Here is a 16,583-nt window from a genome sequence, read left to right on the forward strand (position 1 = left end):
CGAAAGACGACTAATTTACTTGCTGATTAACCGATCCAGGGCCACCGCGGCGATGATAAGCCCGCCCATCACCACCAGCTGGTAATAGGTTTGTACCTGGAGAATATTGAGCCCGTTGTTGATGGTGCCGATGATCAGGCCGCCTATCACCACCGAGAAAATCCGGCCCTTGCCGCCGAAGAAGCTGGTACCGCCGATAATGGCGCTGGCGATGGCGTAGGTTTCAAACCCCATGCCTGCCAGCGGCTCCGCGGCACCAAGACGCGCGGTAGAGACGACGCCCGCCAGCCCGGCGCAGATGCCGGAGATGATGAACACCACCAGCATGTGGAACTTCACGTCGATGCCGGAGTAGAACGCCGAGTTCTTATTGCCGCCGAGGGCGTAAATGTTGCGGCCGAGGCGCGTGCGGGTGGTCAGGAACCACAGTATCCCGGCGACAATCAGCGAGAAGATCACCGGCACCGGAATGCCGAGCGGCGTGGCGGCGAAGAAATTCACGAAGTCGAACGAGAAGCCGTACACCGAGTTGGCGTCAGAGATAACCAGCGTGATGCCGCGGAAGATGGCGTTGGTGCCGAGGGTGATGATGAACGGATGCAGCCCCGTCCAGTTTACCAGGCAGCCGTTAATTGCGCCGAGCAGCCCGCCGACAATCACGCCGCCAATCAGCGCCGCGAGGAAAGGATCGACGCCCGCCAGCATCAATTTGGCGGTGACCATGCCGGAAAGCGCCAGAATCGCGCCGACCGACAGATCAATCCCCGCGACCAGGATGGCGAAGAATTCCCCCATGCCGATAAGCACGGTCACCGAGCTTTGCACAAAGATGGCGCTGATGTTGCTGGCCGTCAGGAAGTACTCAGCGGAGAGCGTGCCAAAGATGGCGACGATAATCGCGAGGATGAAGAAGGTGCCGTATTTGTCCCAAAACTGGGCGAAATTGAACGGTTTTTTCTCGCTTTCTTCGCGTTTCATTCTTGTGGTAATGCCCATGCCATGATCTCCTCTTCGCTGATATCGTCGCGATTGGTCAGGATTTGCGTCAGTCGCCCTTCGCAGAACACGGCAATGCGGTCGCAGACGGCGATAATTTCGGGAAGCTCAGACGACACCATCAGGATGACTTTTCCGTCATCCGCCAGCTGGCGCATCACTTTGTATATTTCGGCCTTCGCGCCGACGTCGATGCCGCGCGTAGGCTCATCGAAGATGATCACTTCCGGGTTGCAGCACAGCCACTTAGAAATCAGCACCTTCTGCTGATTGCCGCCGGAAAGTTCGGTAATGTTCTGGTCGACGCTGTGGCACTTCAACGCCAGCAACTGGCGCTGATCTTCGGCGGTTTGGCGCTCCTCGGCTTCGTTAAACAGACCCATAGCGCCTTTATAACCGCCGCGCTTGAGGCTCTGGCTGACGGCGATGTTCTGCGCGATGGAGAAGTTGGCGAAGAAGCCGTTATCGCGGCGGCTTTCGGTGATGTAACCCATGCCTTTTTTCAGCGCGTCCATCGGCGAACTGGGCGAGATATTTTTGCCGTTAAGCAGGATTTCCCCGGCCGAACGTTTGTCCACGCCGAACAGGCAGTCCATCAGCTCGGTACGCCCGGAGCCCACCAGGCCAGAGAAGCCCAGGATCTCGCCACGATTGACGCTAAACGAAATATCTTTCACTTTTTTGCGATCACGGCTGCTGACGTTTTTCACTTCAAACACCACGTCAGGCTCAACGTTTCCGGCGCTATCTTTCATCGCGCTAAAGCGGTTTTGCAGCTCGCGGCCGACCATCAGGCGCACAATGTCGTCGTTGGTGACCTCGCTGACCAGGCCGCTGCAGACGCTGCTGCCGTCCTTCATCACCGTGTAGCGGTCGCAGATGCGGCGGATTTCGGCGAGCTTATGGGAGATGTACACCATCGCCGTGCCTTCTGTACGCAGCTGGTTCATGATCAGAAAAAGATAATCCACTTCTTTATTGGTTAAAGAAGAGGTGGGCTCATCCATAATAATAACTTTGGCGTCCAGAATTAATGTTTTAGCAATTTCTAACATTTGCTTGTGACTGATGGATAAATTACCCACCTTTTCATCGAGATCCACTTTTAAGCCAACACGTAAAAGCATCATCGCGGCGCGAATACGCATCTCTTTCCAGTCAACAATATTAATCCCGAAGACTTTTTTGGTTGTGTGGCGACCAATATAAAGATTTTCTAAAACCGTTAATTCATCAATAACGCTGAGTTCTTGATAAATAATCCCAATGCCGAGCTGTGCCGCTAATTTATGATCAAGTTTCTCATAATTAACGTTATTAATCGTAATGGTGCCTGTGGTCGGTTCGTGAATACCCGACAGGACTTTCATCAGGGTTGATTTACCTGCACCGTTTTCCCCGAGCAGCGCATGAATTTCGCCGGGAAATATTGTTAAATCAACCGATTTTAATGCGTGAACCGGACCAAAGGATTTGCCGATCCCCGCCATTGCAATATATGGCGTGACCATGACGAGCCTCAATCATTTTTAGCGAAGGTTTCCCCTCACCCTAACCCTCTCCCCACAGGGGAGAGGGGACGGCACCGAGCTGATGTTGATTTTCTCTCTCGTCCCGGAAGGGAGAGGGAATAACTGCTGCCACTGCTTTTCTTTTAGTACTCTTTTCGCACCTTTGCCCGGGGGCGCAGGCCCCCTTTTTCCACTTTCTCCCTGTATGAGAGAGCTACCCCTTTTTCCACTTTCTCCCTGTGGGAGAGAGCTACCCCTTTTTTCACTTTCTCCCTGTGGGAGAGAGCTACCCCTTTTTCCACTTTCTCCCTATGGGAGAGGGCCACTCCTTCTTTCTCCCTCTCCCCTTTGGGGAGAGGGTCGGGGTGAGGGGATAAAGCCACTCAGACCTTAACTATTTCGTCACCAGCACAGAATCCACCAGGCTAAACTGCGGGGCTTTATCCAACGCAATCACTTTGCCGGTTTTCGCGGCATCCACCAGCAGCTTCAGGCCTGTCGCGCCAATATCTGCCGGGTTCTGGGCCACGGTGGCGGTCATCTGTCCGTCATCCACCATCTTACGGGCTTCCGGGATGCCGTCGGTGCCGACAACCAGTATTTTCCCGGTCTTCCCTGCGTTGGCTACCGCCTGAGCGACGCCCATTGCCATGGTATCGTTCGCACAGTAGAAGGCTTTCAGGTTCGGGTTACGCTGCAGCACGTTGGTGGCTACATCAAGCGCCTTGATGCGGTCCCAGTCGGCAGGCTGACTGGCAACCAGTTTGATCTGGGTGGCTTTCTTAAACGCATCGCTGGCCCCCACGCGGCGGGCTTCACCGGAGGCGTTCCCCGCTTTGCCCTCGATGATGGCCACGTCGCCGCCTGCGGCACCGAGCTTATCGATGATGAAGCCTGCACCCTTCGCGCCGACCGCTACGTTATCGGTAGTGACGAAGGCTTCGACGTTACCGCCGGCTTTTTTCAGGTTATCCATATCGATTTTTTCATCGAGATTGACCAGGTAAATGCCTTTTTTCCAGGCATTAGCAACCGGCACCACGAGGTTTACCGAGGAGAGCGGTGCAAAAGCGATACCTTTGTATTTTTTATTCGTTAAATCTTCAAAAAGCTGTAATTGTGACTGGAAATCACCCTCCGAAGGTGAAGCAAAAATATCTACGCTAACGCCCAGCGTTTTGGCTTCATCTTCAATACCTTTTTTCATATCCACCCAATAAGGGTTAGATAATGTTTTTAATACCACCGCATAGTCGGCAGCCGCAAAAGCGCTGGTGGATAACATCAGGCCCATAGCAGCGCCGCTGAATATTTTCAGATATTTATTCATAATAATATTCTCAGTGTAGGGTACAGTCAGATCCCGCCGATGCGGGATCTCTTTTTTACTTCAGCGCACCAGGTGAAAAGAAATCCACAATAGCGCCGGTTTTTTGCATATTTAATGTTGCCTGTTCAATATTTTGCTGCGCGACTGAAACAAAAAATGCATCGAGTAACGTTAATTGTAATATACGTGCTGAAGCGTTGCGGCCTAATAAAGGTGTCTCGGGTGCTGGTGAGCAAATAATAAAATCAGCCAGCCGTGCAATCGGAGAATGATAACTATGAGTAATACAGATTATTTTTGCGCCATTCTTTTTTGCCAGTTCCACCGCCGCTTTTAAATCACCCGTGCGCCCCGAGTGGGACACCACCAGTACCACATCGCCTTCTTTTAGCAGCGAGGCAGACATCATCATGATGTGGGCATCCTGATAAGCCTGGCAGCGCACGCCGATGCGTAAAAACTTGTGCTGGATGTCGTTACAAATGGCGTTTGACCCGCCAACGCCGTACAAATCCCGCTGTTTTGCCTTCGCGAAGTAGCGTGCCGCGCGGTGGATTTCGTCCACGTTGACGATCGATTGCCCTTCCATAATGGTGCGCAGGGTAATGTTAAACACCTTGTTGACCACATCCTGCGGCGCTTCGTCAAAGGCCAGCTCGGTGGGCAGCACCTGCTCTGACTCGGAAAAGTAGGTAACCAGCGCGCTGCGCAGGTTACGGAAGCCGCTGAACCCCAGCAGCTTCGAGACTTTAACGATCATTGCTTCCGACACCGCAAGGGCTTCGGCAACGTCTTTAATGGCCGGGGCATCGCTCAGATTGCCGGGTTTCAACAACCAGTCGACGATACGGCTTTCGTTGTCCGTCATCCCCTCCTGCTTCATACGCAGCCAGGGGGCAAGGCCGATGCCGAACGGCGGCTGTGAATCAATATCTGACTGACTCATCCTGTTCTCTCGTGTCCGTAGAGTGAAGACGTCACTATAACACCACAGCGTGAGCAGAAAATATGCTGAGCACTTCACAAAAATAATTAATTCATAAAGTTTTACTTTTTGTGAAGTAACGAGAACCGTTAATTATATTTATTTTCATGAAATATAAAGAATTAACTTAGTTTTCCCCGTTAGTGGAACAGGTTTCATGACACAAAAATGGCAAGCTTGTGCATTGTGTTGTGAAGACAATCGGTGTAGAAATGGCCACGAACCCGGCAATTTTGCCGATTAATTGGGCAGTGAACCGGTCTTAAATCACAAGAATTGCCGGGTTCGTAAAGTAACGGTAACGGTGAGGACAAAATGAACAAAATTGCATTTGGCTGTGACCATGTGGGCTTTCTGCTGAAGGCGGAGATTGTGGCGCATCTTCAGGCGAAAGGGATTGAGGTGCTGGACAAGGGGACCTGGTCCGGCGAACGCACGGATTACCCGCTCTACGCCAGCGCGGTCGCTGAAGCCGTGGTAAGCGGCGAAGCCGAGGGCGGTATTTTAATTTGCGGCACTGGCGTGGGGATCTCCATCACCGCCAATAAGTTTCCTGGTATCCGGGCGGTGGTCTGCAGTGAACCTTATTCCGCACTGCTTTCCCGCCAGCACAACAATACCAACGTGCTGGCCTTCGGCTCCCGGGTGGTAGGGCTGGATTTGGCCAAAATGATCGTCGATGCGTGGTTAAACGGGCAGTTTGAAGGCGGGCGACATCAGGCGCGAGTAGAGGCTATTGGCGCGCTGGAATCGCCGAGAATTTGAGATTCCTCCGCTACTGCGCGTAAGGCCGGCTGATTACGCTGAGGCCAGTCCATCCCGGAGACTGACCGATGAAATCTTATGCCGCCGCGCTGCTGCTCGGCACGCTGTACCTGGCCTCGCCGTTCGCGCAGGCCGACGTGATTGATGACGCGATTGGCAATATCCAGCAGGCATTTAGCGATGCTTACAAGCCTGGCGGCGATCGTGTTTATCATGACGACAGTGATGATCCGGCCGATCGGCGCCGGCTCAGCCGTCAGGACGAAGCCCGTTACCGCCAACTGGAGGACAGGCGCCGCAGCCTTGATGAACGTCAGAACCAGCTCGACCGCGAACGCCAGCAGCTGGATGACGAAGAGAGCCGGCTGCAGGACGACGACGATCGCTAGTCCAGCACGATCTCCATCCCGTCAAAACCGGCCTCAAACCCTGCAGGCAGCGTGTGGTGCATCAGCCATTCATCAAACTGGTGGCTAATGTGGGTCAGCACGACCCGCGGGCTGCCTATCTGCTCGTTCAGCGCGATAACCGTTGTTAAATCACAATGATTTTTGGGTGTGTCTGGCCGGGGTTCGCGGCTGCAATCTATCACCACCACTTCCGGGCGGTTGGCGGCAAGAAACTTCAGGGTTTTGTCCGGCAGCCCCGCCGTATCGCTCAGCCAGGCCAGCCGGCTATAAGCCGTTTCAAACAGATAGCCAAACGTCAGCTTGGAGTGCAGCAGCGGCAGCGGCGTTACGCGCAGCGCCTGAAGGGTGAAAGCGACAAACGGCTCAACGGTATGGCTAAAGTCCAGCAGACCGGGGTGCTTAAACAGATCGTCGCAGCCCTGCTCATCCGGCGGGCCGTAAACCGGGATTTTCTCCCCCACGCCCCAGCGCAGCGGAAATAGCCCCTGGACATGATCCATATGGTAGTGGGTGAGTAAAAACTGCTGAAAATCACCCGGCTGCCAGCTATCCATCAGGTCGGGCAGCCCTGCGTCTACCAGCGTCACTGCATCGTTATATTTGACTACCGCGCTGCACGGGCGGCGGCGGTGGGCCGGATTGGTTCGCGCCCTTGAGCAGGCGGCGCAGCGGCAGCCCCATGCCGGGACAAGCTGCGCCCCGCCGGTGCCGCTAAGTGTTAGCGTGAGCGTCATCAGGTGTCTCCACCGGTTTGGTAAAGCGGATGTGGGTGGCGCGGTATCCTTCACGCTCGTAAAAACGATGAGCGTCTTTGCGGCCGGTGCTGGTCGACAGCTCCGTTAGCTCCGCATCGGCTTTACGCGCTTTTTCTTCGGCCCAGGCGAGCAGTTGTTTACCGACGCCGTGGCCGCGGGCTTCTTCCAGCACCACCAGTTCCTGAATCTCGCCGATGCGGCGGGCGTGGTGCAGGTGATATTGCAGGTGCAGGCTTATCATGCCTAACGCTTTGTTCCCCAGCCACGCCAGCTGATAGAAGATATTCGGGTCACGCAGGTTCTCGGTAAAACAGGCGTTAAAGCCGGGGCGGTCAGCCGGAGCCTGCTTTAGCTCGCAAATCATGCGGTAAACGGTGTCGCTGTCTTCGATAGCGGCGGCTTTTAACTTAACAACATCAGACATGGCGGGGTTCCTTGCGGTGAAGAGAGATAACGTTTGAACGGTGCTGGGCTAACAGCCGCATAAATAATGCGGCTGACTGTAGCAGACTCCCGTCGTTGTTGAGTATCAGGCAATTATCCCCTTCCGGCGAATAGAGCGCGGCCCGCTGCAGCCGCTGCTCAATTTGCTCTGCGTTTTCCCGCCCACGCTGCTCCAGCCGCTGACGCAGTACATCCGCGGAAACCTGCAGGCAGATGGGCACCAGCCCATCGCCATAGCGTTCCCGTGCCTGTTTCAGGTGCTGTCGGGAGCCGTTCACTACCACGTCAAATCCGGCTTCGAGCCATATATCCATTTCCACGCCGACGCCGTAGGACTGCTCGTGTGCCTGCCAGCTCAGGGCAAACAGCCCCAGCTGCTGGCGCTGCTCGAATTCTTTTGCGCTCAGCGCAATGTGGTTCTCGCAGCCTGCGTCGGCGGCGCGGGTAATATAGCGGTGCGCCACCAGCAGTCTGGCGTGCTCCTGCTGGCGCAGAGCGCTCAGCAGACTGTCTTTGCCGGAGCCGGACGGGCCCATCAGCCAGATTAGTTTACTCATCAGAACACCCGAATTCCCTGGCGCCAGACGTGATCGACATGGATATGGCCGCCGTGCATGTGCGCCAGCACCAGATCCGCTCGTTTACCTTCCGCCAGCGTTCCCCTGTCGGTCAGATTTAGCGCCCGCGCCGGGTTGCGGGTCACCAGGTTAACCGCCTGCGCCAGCGTGAAGCTGTTGCTGTCATCGTGCGCCACGCGGAAAGCTGCATCCAGCAGACTTGCCGGGTAGTAATCCGAGGAAAGGATATCCAGCAGCCCGGCCTGAGCAAGATGGCTGGCCGCCACGTTGCCGGAGTGAGAGCCGCCGCGCACGATATTCGGCGCGCCCATCAGCACGTTCATACCGTGGCGGCGAGAGGCTTCGGCGGCTTCTTCCGTGGTCGGGAATTCGGCGATCACGCTGCCGATTTCGTGGGACTCCACAACGTGGGCCGTCGTCGCATCGTCATGGCTGGCGAGGGCGATATTGCGGTCGCGGCAGCGGGCGGCAATGGCCTGACGGTTTGGCTGCGACCAGCGGGCCGCCAACGTCAGCTGCTCTTCCTCAAAGCGGTCCATCTGCTCGTTGGTGAGGTGATATTTGCCCTGATAGTAGTCGCGGTATTTAGAGAGCTCCGCGTACTGGCGCTGGCCCGGGGAGTGGTCCATCAGCGAAACGAGAGAGACCAGTTCGCGGTCAACCAGCTTGTCGAACAGAGGCAGCGTGGTGTGGTGCGGCAGCTCGCAGCGCAGATGCAGGCGGTGTTCGGCGCGGTTGAGGCCACGCTTTTGCGTATCCTCCACGGCGTTGATCATTTTTTCGAGGTTTTCCAGGCGGTCGCCGCCGTCGCGCACGTCGCCAATGGCAACGGCGTCGAGCACGGTGGTGATGCCGCTCGCCACCATTAGCGCATCGTGACTGCTCATGGCGGAGTGTGCCGGCCAGTCAACCTTTGGCCGCGGGGTAAAGAATTTATCAAGGTTGTCGGTGTGCAGCTCAATCAACCCCGGCAGCAGCCAGCCGCCGCCGCCGTCGTGTGCGCCCGGCAGCTGGCTTTGGGTCTCGGCAAAGTTGCGAATCACACCGTCGGCCACTTCCAGCGAGCCACTGACCACTTCTTCTTCCAGAACCAGGCGAACATTATTGATAATCATGTTGGGGCTCCATCGCGGACATCGTATGCAGGCGGTCGGCCACCTGTTCACGCACTGCTTCATCGTGGAAGATGCCGACAATGGCCGCTCCACGCGCTTTTGCTTCCTGAATCAAAGCCACCACGGCGGCGCTGTTTTTTGCATCCAGCGAAGCGGTTGGCTCGTCCAGCAGTAAAATGGGGTAATCAACAATAAAGCCGCGGGCGATGTTTACGCGCTGCTGCTCGCCGCCGGAGAAGGTCGACGGGGCCAGGTGCCACAGGCGCTCCGGCACGTTAAGGCGGGTCAACAGGCTGGCGGCTTTTTTCTCACACTCTTCCCGCGGCACGCCCAAATCCAGCAGCGGCTGCATGACGACTTCGAGCGCTGAAATACGCGGAATAACGCGCAGGAACTGGCTCACCCAGCCGATGGTCTGGCGACGTACCGCCAGCACTTCACGCGCCGGAGCCTGCACGATGTCGATCCATTCGTCGGCATGCTTAACCCAGATGTGTCCTTCATCCGGCAAATAGTTGGCGTAGAGCGAGCGCAGCAGGGTGGATTTCCCGCTCCCGGAGTGGCCGTGCAGCACCACACATTCCCCGCCTTTGACTTCCAGCGAGGCATTTGCCAGCACCGGCAGGCTAATGCCGTGCTGATGGTGCAGGACAAAGGTTTTGCTCAGGTTTTCAACCCGTATTCTGGTCATAGCGAGTACCTAATTCTGAAGGACGGAAGACACCAAAAGCTGGGTATACGGGTGATGTGGGTCGTCCAGTACGCGGTCGGTCAGCCCACTTTCCACCACTTTGCCCTGTTTCATCACCAGCAGGCGGTCGGCCAGCAGGCGAGCTACGCCCAGATCGTGGGTAACAATAACCACGGCCAGGTTGAGCTCCACCACCAGGCCGCGCAGCAGATCGAGCAGGCGCGCCTGCACTGAAACATCCAGCCCGCCGGTTGGCTCATCCATAAACACCAGCTTCGGATGGGTTACCAGGTTGCGGGCGATTTGCAGGCGCTGCTGCATACCGCCGGAAAACGTGGTCGGCAGGTCGTCGATGCGGGCCGACGGAATCTCAACTTCTTCCAGCCAGCGCTGGGCGGTGGCACGAATGTCGCCGTAGTGGCGGGCGCCGGTTGCCATCAGGCGTTCGCCGATGTTGCCCCCGGCAGAAACGTGGCGGCGCAGGCCGTCCATCGGATGCTGGTGAACCACGCCCCATTCGGTGCGCAGCAGGCGGCGGCGTTCGCCTTCCGACATTTCGTACAGCGAGCGGTCGAGGTAAATCACTTCCCCTTCCTGGGGCGCAAGACGGGCTGAAATAGCTTTCAGCAGCGTCGTTTTACCTGAGCCTGACTCGCCCACAATGCCCAGCACTTCCCCGGGCCAGAGGTCAAACGACACATCCATAAAGCCTTTGCCGGGCGCATAGAGGTGGGTGAGGTTATTCACCGAAAGTAACGGGCTGGTCATGACTGAGAGGCCTCACTGTTCTGGCGGCAGTAGTCGGTATCGGAGCAGACGAACATGCGGTTGCCCGCGTCGTCGAGCACCACTTCATCAAGGTAGCTATGGCGTGACCCGCAGATGGCGCACGGCTCTTCCCATTCCTGAACCTGGAAGGGATGGTCGTCGAAGTCGAGGCTCTCAACGTGGGTAAACGGCGGTACGGCATAAATGCGTTTTTCGCGTCCGGCGCCGAACAGCTGCAGCGCAGGAGACATGTGCATTTTCGGGTTATCGAATTTCGGGATTGGCGACGGGTCCATTACGTAGCGATTGTTCACCTTCACCGGGTAGGCATAGGTGGTAGAGATATGGCCGAAGCGGGCGATATCTTCATACAGCTTCACCTGCATTACGCCATATTCCTCCAGCGCGTGCATGGTACGGGTTTCCGTTTCGCGGGGTTCGATAAAGCGCAGCGGCTCGGGAATCGGCACCTGATAAATCAGGATCTGATCTTCCACCAGCGGCGTTTCCGGGATGCGGTGGCGGGTCTGCACCAGCGTCGCGTCTTCGGTGCGTTCAGTGGTATTCACGCCGGTCACTCGCTTGAAGAAGTTGCGAATCGAGACGGCGTTGGTGGTGTCGTCCGCACCCTGGTCAATCACCTTCAGCACGTCAGACTCGCCAATCAGGCTGGCGGTAAGCTGAATACCGCCGGTGCCCCAGCCGTAAGGCATCGGCATCTCGCGGCCGCCAAACGGCACCTGGTAACCTGGAATGGCCACCGCTTTCAGCATCGCGCGGCGGATCATGCGCTTGGTTTGCTCGTCCAGATAGGCAAAGTTATAGCCGCTCAGGTTAGCCATTGGCTCGCTCCTTTATCAGGCGGTTAAGCAGCTCCAGTTCGGCCTGGAAATCCACGTAATGAGGCAGCTTGAGGTGAGACACAAAGCCTGCCGCTTCCACGTTATCCGCGTGGGATAACACGAACTCTTCGTCCTGCGCCGGGCCGGCGACGTTTTCGTCGTAGTCGGGCGCCTGAAGCGCGCGGTCAACCAGCGCCATCGCCATGGTTTTACGCTCGCTCATGCCAAACGCCAGGCCATAGCCGCGCGTGAAGTGCGGCGATTCGTTTTCCGGGGCGACAAAGCCGTTCACCATTTCGCATTCGGTCATCAGCAGTTCGCCGATGCTCACTGCAAATCCCAGCTCTTCTGGCACAATTTCGATGTCTACGTAGCCGCTGCGGATCTCGGCGGCAAACGGGTGGTTGCGCCCGTAACCGCGCTGGGTGGAGTAGGCGAGTGCCAAAAGGTAGCCTTCATCGCCGCGCACCAATTGCTGTAAGCGAGCAGAGCGTGAGCACGGATAAACCGGCGGGTTGCGGGTGATGTCGTCCGGCTGGGCGCCGTCGTCTTCTTCGACTTTGGCCAGGCCCTGCTTCGCCAGCATGCTGAAGACATGCGGGGCGGGAGCACTTTGCTCGCTGGCCGGCTCGGCGTCTGGCACTTCGCCATTGGCCAGCAGCGTGAAGTCCAGCAGGCGGTGCGTGTAGTCGTAGGTTGGGCCCAGCAACTGGCCGCCAGGGATATCTTTATAAACGGCGGAGATACGGCGCTCGAGGCGCATCTCTGCGGTGTCCAGTGGCTCACTCACGGCAAGGCGAGGCAGCGTGGTGCGGTACGCACGCAGCAGGAAAATTGCCTCAATCATGTCGCCGCTGGCCTGTTTGATGGCCAGCGCGGCGAGCTCACGGTCGGCGATGCCGCCTTCCGTCATCACCCGATCAACGGCCAGGCCAAGCTGTTGTTCGATCTGCGCGACGCTTAGCTCTTTCAGCGTTTCATCGCCGCGTCTGTTGCGCTCCTGCAGGGCGTGGGCGGCGGAGATTGCCTTCTCGCCCCCTTTGACGGCAACGTACATCAGCACACCTCCACATGGGTGGTCCGTGGGATAGCCAGCAGGCGATCGCCACAGGTCAAAATCAGGTCAATGCCCAGCGGGAACGGGTGTGGGCGTTCGGTCAGTTCGTGCAGCACACATTCCGGCAGCTGTGGGGCAATCATGCGCTCTTCGTTGATCCCGGCGCCGGTCAGGCGAAGCATGCGCCCGCCGCTCAGGCTGGAAACCTGCAGAATCAACGTCGCGCTGGTATCGGGGGCGATGTCGCAGCCCTGGGCCAGCAGGTTCAGCTGTTCGGAAGAGATAGCGTCGCTGGCCACGGCGAACTGCGCGTGGTCGGGCTGTGCACACAGCGGGGCATTGGTATGAAAACGAATGTTCTGTGCGGCAATGTCGTTGCCCAGCGTGTGGTCGATCCATACCGGCGTGTCGTTATCGGCAAGGGTTAGCAGCACGCTGGTGGTGGCAACGTTCAGCGGGAGCCAGCCCTGCTGCAGTGAGGTCAGCGCGACAATCACGCCCGGCTCGCTCATCGCTTTGAGCAGGCGACGAAAGCTCTGCTGGGCATCCTGCACCGGAAGGGTAAAAGCGGTCATTAAAGTCATGCGTTGTCTCCGCGTACCAGCGTGAAGAAGTCCACGCGGCTGCTGTTAACTTCCGCACGGCGAGCGGCAAGACGTTGTTCACGGTTGGCCGCCAGCGGTGCAATGAGGGTTTCTTGTAGCGTGTGAAAATGCGTGGTTTCCTGCATCAGAGCATCGATCACCGCGCAGCATTCAGCGTGCTGTTTGTCTCGGCCAAGCAGGTAGCTGTAGCCATAGGTGCCGCTCGCCAGCTTGACCACTGAACGGGTCAGCGTGGCATCGCCGGTGAAGAAACGTTGGCCGGTGCCACCCATGCGGGCCTGCACCTGAACCAGGCCGATTTCCGGCGCGCGAATGAGCGTGTAATCCGCGTGAATGTTCAGGCTATTCCAGCGCTCAAGAAGCTCCTGCGGCTGGCTGTGTGACAGCACCGCCATCCACTCGCGGCGCTGTTCGGTGTTGAAATGGCTGGTATCCATTTAGTGCTCCATAGTGAATTCAATCATGTCGGCGCGGGTCAGGCTGACGGAGTACTCCGTCGGGTTAGCCTCGCCTTCACGATGATTAAGGGTGCGAACACAGAGCAGCGGCGCCATGTTGGGGATTTCCAGCAGGCGGCTCTCTTTGGCCTGGGAACGACGAGCGCTGATGCGGGTTTGGGCGCGGGTCAGGGCTATGCCTAACTCGTCCTGGAGAAAATCGTGCAGCGATCCGTTGCTGAAAGTTTGTAGCGCGGGCCACCAGGCCTGCTCGGCAAAGTAATGGTCGATGATGCACACCGCGATGCCGTTCACCCGGCGCAGGGTGCGCAGGTGGATAACGTTGTCTCCCTCGGCCAGCCCCAGCGCATCTGCCACGTCCTGAGAGGCCGGACGAATCACCGCCAGCAGGCGTTCGCTGGTGGGGTGGCTGCCCTGATCGAGCAAGTTCTGGCTAAAGCGCGCCTGAGCATTCAGCGGGTAGTCAAACGGGCGCATCAGCACCAGTACGCCCACGCCCTGGCGGCGCTGTACCCAGCCTTTGTTGACCAGCTCGTCAATGGCGCGGCGCAGCGTGTGGCGGTTGACCTCGTAGTAAGCGGCCAGTTGGGTTTCGGCGGGCAGATAGTCGCCGCAGCGGTAGTTATTGCGCAGCTCCTGCTCGAGCCGGGCGGCTATCTCCTGATAGCGGGTTGGGTAACTGGTCGGATGTCTGGACAAGTGCATAGCAGTCAAAGCCTCTCAAATCAGATAAAGCGAATGCGCACGCGCGGCTGCAGGGCTGTGCATGGGTTTTGCTTGATGAGGTGAAGAGTCGGTTGCATCACGGGCCTCCTTCAAAAGTTGCCTCATGGTGCCGGGGGAAAGTGACGGTTTTGTTAATGATTGGTTTCTGTACGATGAAGAGTTGAAGTTTGCGGCCGACACACAGGCCTGTTCTTCGAAGAATCAGGGAGTTGTCTTGAATCACCGAAAAATCAGTGGGAACGGTGGGGAAAGGATAATTACCAGGGGCTGATTTGGAAGAGGGAGACTTACCGGCGATCTGTGAATATATTCTATATTCTCATGACGCTTCGTACTTAATATATTGTCTTATTCCTGAAATAATATGTTTAGCAATGAAATAATTAATTTAGCGTGCGTGCCGACGGCTTCCTGCAGGTTGACTCTTTTTGTCAGGAATAAATTCTCTGAAATGGAATAATAAAATAGCATCAAAAAAATGAATATATAAGTTGCGTTGATTTTCTTGATTTTTTAATCGGCAATGAAAATAAAGGGCCCGGAGTGACGGGCCCAAAAAGAATAATAGAATATGCCGCTTTATCTTTCGACGTTGACCATCCACGGAATGCCGAACTTATCCGTCAGTGAGCCGTAGCCTTTTGCCCAAAAAGTTTCGCTCCAGGGCATGGTGACGGTGCCGCCAGCAGAAAGGGCGTCAAACCAGCGTTTACCCTCTGCCGGGTCATGGCTGGCCAGGCAGAGTGAGAATCCGCTGTGCTGCGGTTTTTCTCCGCTCATGCTGGCGTCGGTCATCATCAAATCGTTACCGGCCACCCGCAAATTCGCGTGCATGATGCTGTCGTCAGCATAGGTGCCGGCGCCGCTACAGCCTTCGGCATTTGTCGCCTCTTTGGGCATTTCACCGAAAGTGATTTTGAACGTCAGTTCGGCGCCCAAAGCGTGCTGGTAAAAGGCGATGGCCTCGGCGCAGCGACCGTTTAATGAGATGTAGGGTCCTAAAGGCATAACCGAATCCTCTGTAAGGAGAGTGCAAAAGAAGTGTAGGTTGTGCGGGACAGGTAAGCCAGGCGGGGCAGGCAGCAGAGCCACCTGCCGGGGGGAGATTAGTTCTTTTTCACAAACTCGGACTTCAGCTTCATCGGGCCAAAACCGTCGATTTTACAGTCGATGTTGTGATCGCCTTCCACCAGGCGAATATTCTTCACTTTAGTGCCGATCTTTAGCATCGAAGAGCTGCCTTTGACCTTCAGATCTTTCACGACGGTGACACTGTCGCCGTCGGCCAGCAGGTTGCCGTTAGCATCTTTTACCACCAGCTCAGCGTCTTCTTCGCTCGCTGCGGCCGGGTTCCATTCATGAGCGCACTCCGGGCAAATCAGCATGCCGTTGTCTTCGTAGGTGTATTCGGAATTGCACTTCGGGCAATGAGGGAGTTGCATTATCTGATCCTCAAGGTGAGATAAAGTAATGAAAAATAGCGATTTGGCCGTAAAAATATGCTGAATCGCGAAAAAGTGCTGAGATTATACATCAAATCCCTACATTTGCAGGGATTATTGCTTTAAACCTAAGCCCGACGGGCTTTCTGGCCGCTGTAAACTGCAAAAAACCTTTCATTCAAAGAAATAAGCACCAAATTTAACTTAAAGTTCAGGCTTTAATTGCCGTTAAATAAGGCTAATTTAACTTAGTTTCACTTCGCTTCGAGCAAGTCTGCCAGCATGGGCTGCTGCGCTATACCTGTTTGAAAAAATAAAAAAAAGCGTATTGCGCTGACACCTCCTGTCACTTGACAGGGGTATGGTTGGGCCTATGGATGTACCGATACAGAGGCAGGAACCGATGAGAATGAAAGGCGCGAAAGTAAAAGTTGCAGATCGACTGGCCGAAATCGTCTTAAGTCTTTATCAGGGGGAAACCCTTTCCGCTGATATTATCCGCCAGCGTTTTGATGTAGATATGCGAACTGCGTATCGTGATTTGAACCGGCTTGGTGCTATTCTGGAGGACGTCGGCGAAGGGAAAAAGCGTCTCTCTTCGCATTTAAAAGGACAGTTTAACGTAAACGACCTGTTACGCATTACTAAACGCGTAGGGCTTGCTGCGTTTTATCCGTGGTACGACATAAAGAGCCATAATCAATATATTACTCTACGAGCTATTCCAGATTTATTGGTTGTAGGGTATGAATATGAAAATAGCCCACAGCGTAAAGCTATTTTTTATCCATTATTTGACGATCGGGATGATCCTGGTGGGGAAAGGGTAAAAACGGAAGTGCTGTTACAGGTTTCGGCTCAGGCGGCCGAACATTTTAAACAGCGCAAGTTATTGCCTTTTCAAAAAACCATCAGAGAGCTTGATAACGGAGAGTTGCTTCTGGCGAGTCATATTGCTTCGCCTGAGCAATTGTTTCCGCTGGTGCAGTATTGGATACCGCATCTCACCATTATTTCCCCGCAGGTCTGGCAGAGTGACTTAAAAGCCAGGATCGCGGCATGGTGTAATGTTAATTAATAAATTATTTTCCTCACGTAATTATAA

General features: G+C 55.9%; 21 protein-coding genes. 3 read left to right on the forward strand and 18 right to left on the reverse strand.

Annotation, left to right across the window (positions count from 1 at the left end):
- Nucleotides 1–15 precede the first annotated feature (15 nt).
- The 5 genes from VW41_01010 to VW41_01030 form a co-directional block, all read right to left on the reverse strand.
- Nucleotides 16–996, reverse strand: a complete 981-nt coding sequence (locus VW41_01010; GenBank protein ID AJZ87723.1) for a D-allose transporter subunit — start codon at nucleotides 994–996, stop codon at nucleotides 16–18.
- Nucleotides 975–2,507 carry a D-allose transporter ATP-binding protein gene (locus tag VW41_01015; protein ID AJZ87724.1) on the reverse strand — a complete coding sequence of 511 codons (1,533 nt, stop codon included), beginning with the start codon at nucleotides 2,505–2,507 and terminating at the stop codon, nucleotides 975–977. Before VW41_01015 ends, VW41_01010 begins: the two co-directional genes overlap by 22 nt.
- A 143-nt stretch (nucleotides 2,508–2,650) precedes the next feature.
- Nucleotides 2,651–2,833, reverse strand: coding sequence for a hypothetical protein (locus VW41_01020; protein AJZ87725.1), 183 nt, complete (start codon nucleotides 2,831–2,833; stop codon nucleotides 2,651–2,653).
- A 68-nt stretch (nucleotides 2,834–2,901) separates the two neighbouring features.
- Complete coding sequence (locus VW41_01025; GenBank protein ID AJZ87726.1) at nucleotides 2,902–3,837, reverse strand: D-allose transporter subunit; 936 nt, start codon at nucleotides 3,835–3,837, stop codon at nucleotides 2,902–2,904.
- A 55-nt stretch (nucleotides 3,838–3,892) separates the two neighbouring features.
- Nucleotides 3,893–4,783: a transcriptional regulator gene (locus tag VW41_01030; GenBank protein ID AJZ87727.1), complete on the reverse strand. Its 891-nt coding sequence runs from the start codon at nucleotides 4,781–4,783 to the stop codon at nucleotides 3,893–3,895.
- Between the two features lie 354 nt (nucleotides 4,784–5,137).
- On the opposite strand from VW41_01030, the gene VW41_01035 reads away from it, so the two are divergent.
- Together VW41_01035 and VW41_01040 are read left to right on the forward strand one after the other, a co-directional pair.
- Nucleotides 5,138–5,587: a ribose 5-phosphate isomerase gene (locus VW41_01035; protein ID AJZ87728.1), complete on the forward strand. Its 450-nt coding sequence runs from the start codon at nucleotides 5,138–5,140 to the stop codon at nucleotides 5,585–5,587.
- 68 nt (nucleotides 5,588–5,655) lie between these two features.
- On the forward strand, nucleotides 5,656–5,976 hold the full coding sequence (locus tag VW41_01040) for a membrane protein (GenBank protein AJZ87729.1): 321 nt from the start codon (nucleotides 5,656–5,658) through the stop codon (nucleotides 5,974–5,976).
- Here VW41_01040 and phnP read toward each other — a convergent pair.
- From phnP to VW41_01105, 13 genes are all read right to left on the reverse strand, one after another.
- Nucleotides 5,973–6,731, reverse strand: a complete 759-nt coding sequence (phnP, locus tag VW41_01045; protein AJZ87730.1) for a carbon-phosphorus lyase complex accessory protein — start codon at nucleotides 6,729–6,731, stop codon at nucleotides 5,973–5,975. The genes VW41_01040 and phnP overlap by 4 nt on opposite strands.
- Nucleotides 6,709–7,176 carry an aminoalkylphosphonic acid N-acetyltransferase gene (locus tag VW41_01050; GenBank protein ID AJZ87731.1) on the reverse strand — a complete coding sequence of 156 codons (468 nt, stop codon included), beginning with the start codon at nucleotides 7,174–7,176 and terminating at the stop codon, nucleotides 6,709–6,711. The genes phnP and VW41_01050 overlap by 23 nt, the downstream gene beginning before the upstream one ends.
- Nucleotides 7,169–7,753, reverse strand: coding sequence for a ribose-phosphate pyrophosphokinase (locus VW41_01055; GenBank protein ID AJZ87732.1), 585 nt, complete (start codon nucleotides 7,751–7,753; stop codon nucleotides 7,169–7,171). The genes VW41_01050 and VW41_01055 overlap by 8 nt, the downstream gene beginning before the upstream one ends.
- Nucleotides 7,753–8,889 (reverse strand): phosphonate metabolism protein PhnM, encoded by a 1,137-nt coding sequence (locus VW41_01060; GenBank protein AJZ87733.1) that lies wholly within the window; start codon nucleotides 8,887–8,889, stop codon nucleotides 7,753–7,755. The genes VW41_01055 and VW41_01060 overlap by 1 nt, the downstream gene beginning before the upstream one ends.
- On the reverse strand, nucleotides 8,876–9,580 hold the full coding sequence (locus tag VW41_01065; GenBank protein AJZ87734.1) for a phosphonate ABC transporter ATP-binding protein: 705 nt from the start codon (nucleotides 9,578–9,580) through the stop codon (nucleotides 8,876–8,878). The genes VW41_01060 and VW41_01065 overlap by 14 nt, the downstream gene beginning before the upstream one ends.
- A gap of 9 nt (nucleotides 9,581–9,589) precedes the next feature.
- Nucleotides 9,590–10,348 (reverse strand): phosphonate C-P lyase system protein PhnK, encoded by a 759-nt coding sequence (phnK, locus tag VW41_01070; protein AJZ87735.1) that lies wholly within the window; start codon nucleotides 10,346–10,348, stop codon nucleotides 9,590–9,592.
- The gene (locus VW41_01075; protein ID AJZ87736.1) at nucleotides 10,345–11,190 is read right to left on the reverse strand and encodes a carbon-phosphorus lyase complex subunit PhnJ; all 846 of its coding nucleotides are present in this window, start codon (nucleotides 11,188–11,190) and stop codon (nucleotides 10,345–10,347) included. Before VW41_01075 ends, phnK begins: the two co-directional genes overlap by 4 nt.
- Nucleotides 11,183–12,247 carry a carbon-phosphorus lyase complex subunit PhnI gene (locus VW41_01080; protein ID AJZ87737.1) on the reverse strand — a complete coding sequence of 355 codons (1,065 nt, stop codon included), beginning with the start codon at nucleotides 12,245–12,247 and terminating at the stop codon, nucleotides 11,183–11,185. Before VW41_01080 ends, VW41_01075 begins: the two co-directional genes overlap by 8 nt.
- On the reverse strand, nucleotides 12,247–12,831 hold the full coding sequence (gene phnH / locus VW41_01085; GenBank protein AJZ87738.1) for a carbon-phosphorus lyase complex subunit: 585 nt from the start codon (nucleotides 12,829–12,831) through the stop codon (nucleotides 12,247–12,249). The genes VW41_01080 and phnH overlap by 1 nt, the downstream gene beginning before the upstream one ends.
- Nucleotides 12,828–13,289 carry a phosphonate C-P lyase gene (locus tag VW41_01090; GenBank protein AJZ87739.1) on the reverse strand — a complete coding sequence of 154 codons (462 nt, stop codon included), beginning with the start codon at nucleotides 13,287–13,289 and terminating at the stop codon, nucleotides 12,828–12,830. Before VW41_01090 ends, phnH begins: the two co-directional genes overlap by 4 nt.
- Entirely contained in the window at nucleotides 13,290–14,015 is a 726-nt protein-coding gene (locus tag VW41_01095) for a phosphonate metabolism transcriptional regulator PhnF (GenBank protein ID AJZ87740.1), read from the reverse strand.
- Between the two features lie 600 nt (nucleotides 14,016–14,615).
- Nucleotides 14,616–15,044 (reverse strand): hypothetical protein, encoded by a 429-nt coding sequence (locus VW41_01100; protein ID AJZ87741.1) that lies wholly within the window; start codon nucleotides 15,042–15,044, stop codon nucleotides 14,616–14,618.
- A 98-nt stretch (nucleotides 15,045–15,142) separates the two neighbouring features.
- On the reverse strand, nucleotides 15,143–15,478 hold the full coding sequence (locus tag VW41_01105; GenBank protein ID AJZ87742.1) for a hypothetical protein: 336 nt from the start codon (nucleotides 15,476–15,478) through the stop codon (nucleotides 15,143–15,145).
- A gap of 361 nt (nucleotides 15,479–15,839) precedes the next feature.
- On the opposite strand from VW41_01105, the gene VW41_01110 reads away from it, so the two are divergent.
- Nucleotides 15,840–16,556 carry a transcriptional regulator gene (locus tag VW41_01110; GenBank protein AJZ87743.1) on the forward strand — a complete coding sequence of 239 codons (717 nt, stop codon included), beginning with the start codon at nucleotides 15,840–15,842 and terminating at the stop codon, nucleotides 16,554–16,556.
- The last annotated feature ends 27 nt before the right edge of the window (nucleotides 16,557–16,583 follow it).

The sequence above is a fragment of the Klebsiella michiganensis genome, from assembly GCA_000963575.1.
Lineage (GTDB): Bacteria > Pseudomonadota > Gammaproteobacteria > Enterobacterales > Enterobacteriaceae > Cedecea > Cedecea michiganensis_A.

What these genes read in the sequence shown, in the direction of transcription:
- VW41_01010 (AJZ87723.1), bottom strand. Translation starts at nt 996, where the DNA reads ATGGGCATTACCACAAGAATGAAACGCGAAGAAAGCGAGAAAAAACCG.
- VW41_01015 (AJZ87724.1), bottom strand. Translation starts at nt 2,507, where the DNA reads ATGGTCACGCCATATATTGCAATGGCGGGGATCGGCAAATCCTTTGGT.
- VW41_01025 (AJZ87726.1), bottom strand. Translation starts at nt 3,837, where the DNA reads ATGAATAAATATCTGAAAATATTCAGCGGCGCTGCTATGGGCCTGATG.
- VW41_01030 (AJZ87727.1), bottom strand. Translation starts at nt 4,783, where the DNA reads ATGAGTCAGTCAGATATTGATTCACAGCCGCCGTTCGGCATCGGCCTT.
- VW41_01035 (AJZ87728.1), top strand. Translation starts at nt 5,138, where the DNA reads ATGAACAAAATTGCATTTGGCTGTGACCATGTGGGCTTTCTGCTGAAG.
- VW41_01040 (AJZ87729.1), top strand. Translation starts at nt 5,656, where the DNA reads ATGAAATCTTATGCCGCCGCGCTGCTGCTCGGCACGCTGTACCTGGCC.
- phnP (AJZ87730.1), bottom strand. Translation starts at nt 6,731, where the DNA reads ATGACGCTCACGCTAACACTTAGCGGCACCGGCGGGGCGCAGCTTGTC.
- VW41_01050 (AJZ87731.1), bottom strand. Translation starts at nt 7,176, where the DNA reads ATGTCTGATGTTGTTAAGTTAAAAGCCGCCGCTATCGAAGACAGCGAC.
- VW41_01055 (AJZ87732.1), bottom strand. Translation starts at nt 7,753, where the DNA reads ATGAGTAAACTAATCTGGCTGATGGGCCCGTCCGGCTCCGGCAAAGAC.
- VW41_01060 (AJZ87733.1), bottom strand. Translation starts at nt 8,889, where the DNA reads ATGATTATCAATAATGTTCGCCTGGTTCTGGAAGAAGAAGTGGTCAGT.
- VW41_01065 (AJZ87734.1), bottom strand. Translation starts at nt 9,580, where the DNA reads ATGACCAGAATACGGGTTGAAAACCTGAGCAAAACCTTTGTCCTGCAC.
- phnK (AJZ87735.1), bottom strand. Translation starts at nt 10,348, where the DNA reads ATGACCAGCCCGTTACTTTCGGTGAATAACCTCACCCACCTCTATGCG.
- VW41_01075 (AJZ87736.1), bottom strand. Translation starts at nt 11,190, where the DNA reads ATGGCTAACCTGAGCGGCTATAACTTTGCCTATCTGGACGAGCAAACC.
- VW41_01080 (AJZ87737.1), bottom strand. Translation starts at nt 12,247, where the DNA reads ATGTACGTTGCCGTCAAAGGGGGCGAGAAGGCAATCTCCGCCGCCCAC.
- phnH (AJZ87738.1), bottom strand. Translation starts at nt 12,831, where the DNA reads ATGACTTTAATGACCGCTTTTACCCTTCCGGTGCAGGATGCCCAGCAG.
- VW41_01090 (AJZ87739.1), bottom strand. Translation starts at nt 13,289, where the DNA reads ATGGATACCAGCCATTTCAACACCGAACAGCGCCGCGAGTGGATGGCG.
- VW41_01095 (AJZ87740.1), bottom strand. Translation starts at nt 14,015, where the DNA reads ATGCACTTGTCCAGACATCCGACCAGTTACCCAACCCGCTATCAGGAG.
- VW41_01100 (AJZ87741.1), bottom strand. Translation starts at nt 15,044, where the DNA reads ATGCCTTTAGGACCCTACATCTCATTAAACGGTCGCTGCGCCGAGGCC.
- VW41_01105 (AJZ87742.1), bottom strand. Translation starts at nt 15,478, where the DNA reads ATGCAACTCCCTCATTGCCCGAAGTGCAATTCCGAATACACCTACGAA.
- VW41_01110 (AJZ87743.1), top strand. Translation starts at nt 15,840, where the DNA reads ATGGTTGGGCCTATGGATGTACCGATACAGAGGCAGGAACCGATGAGA.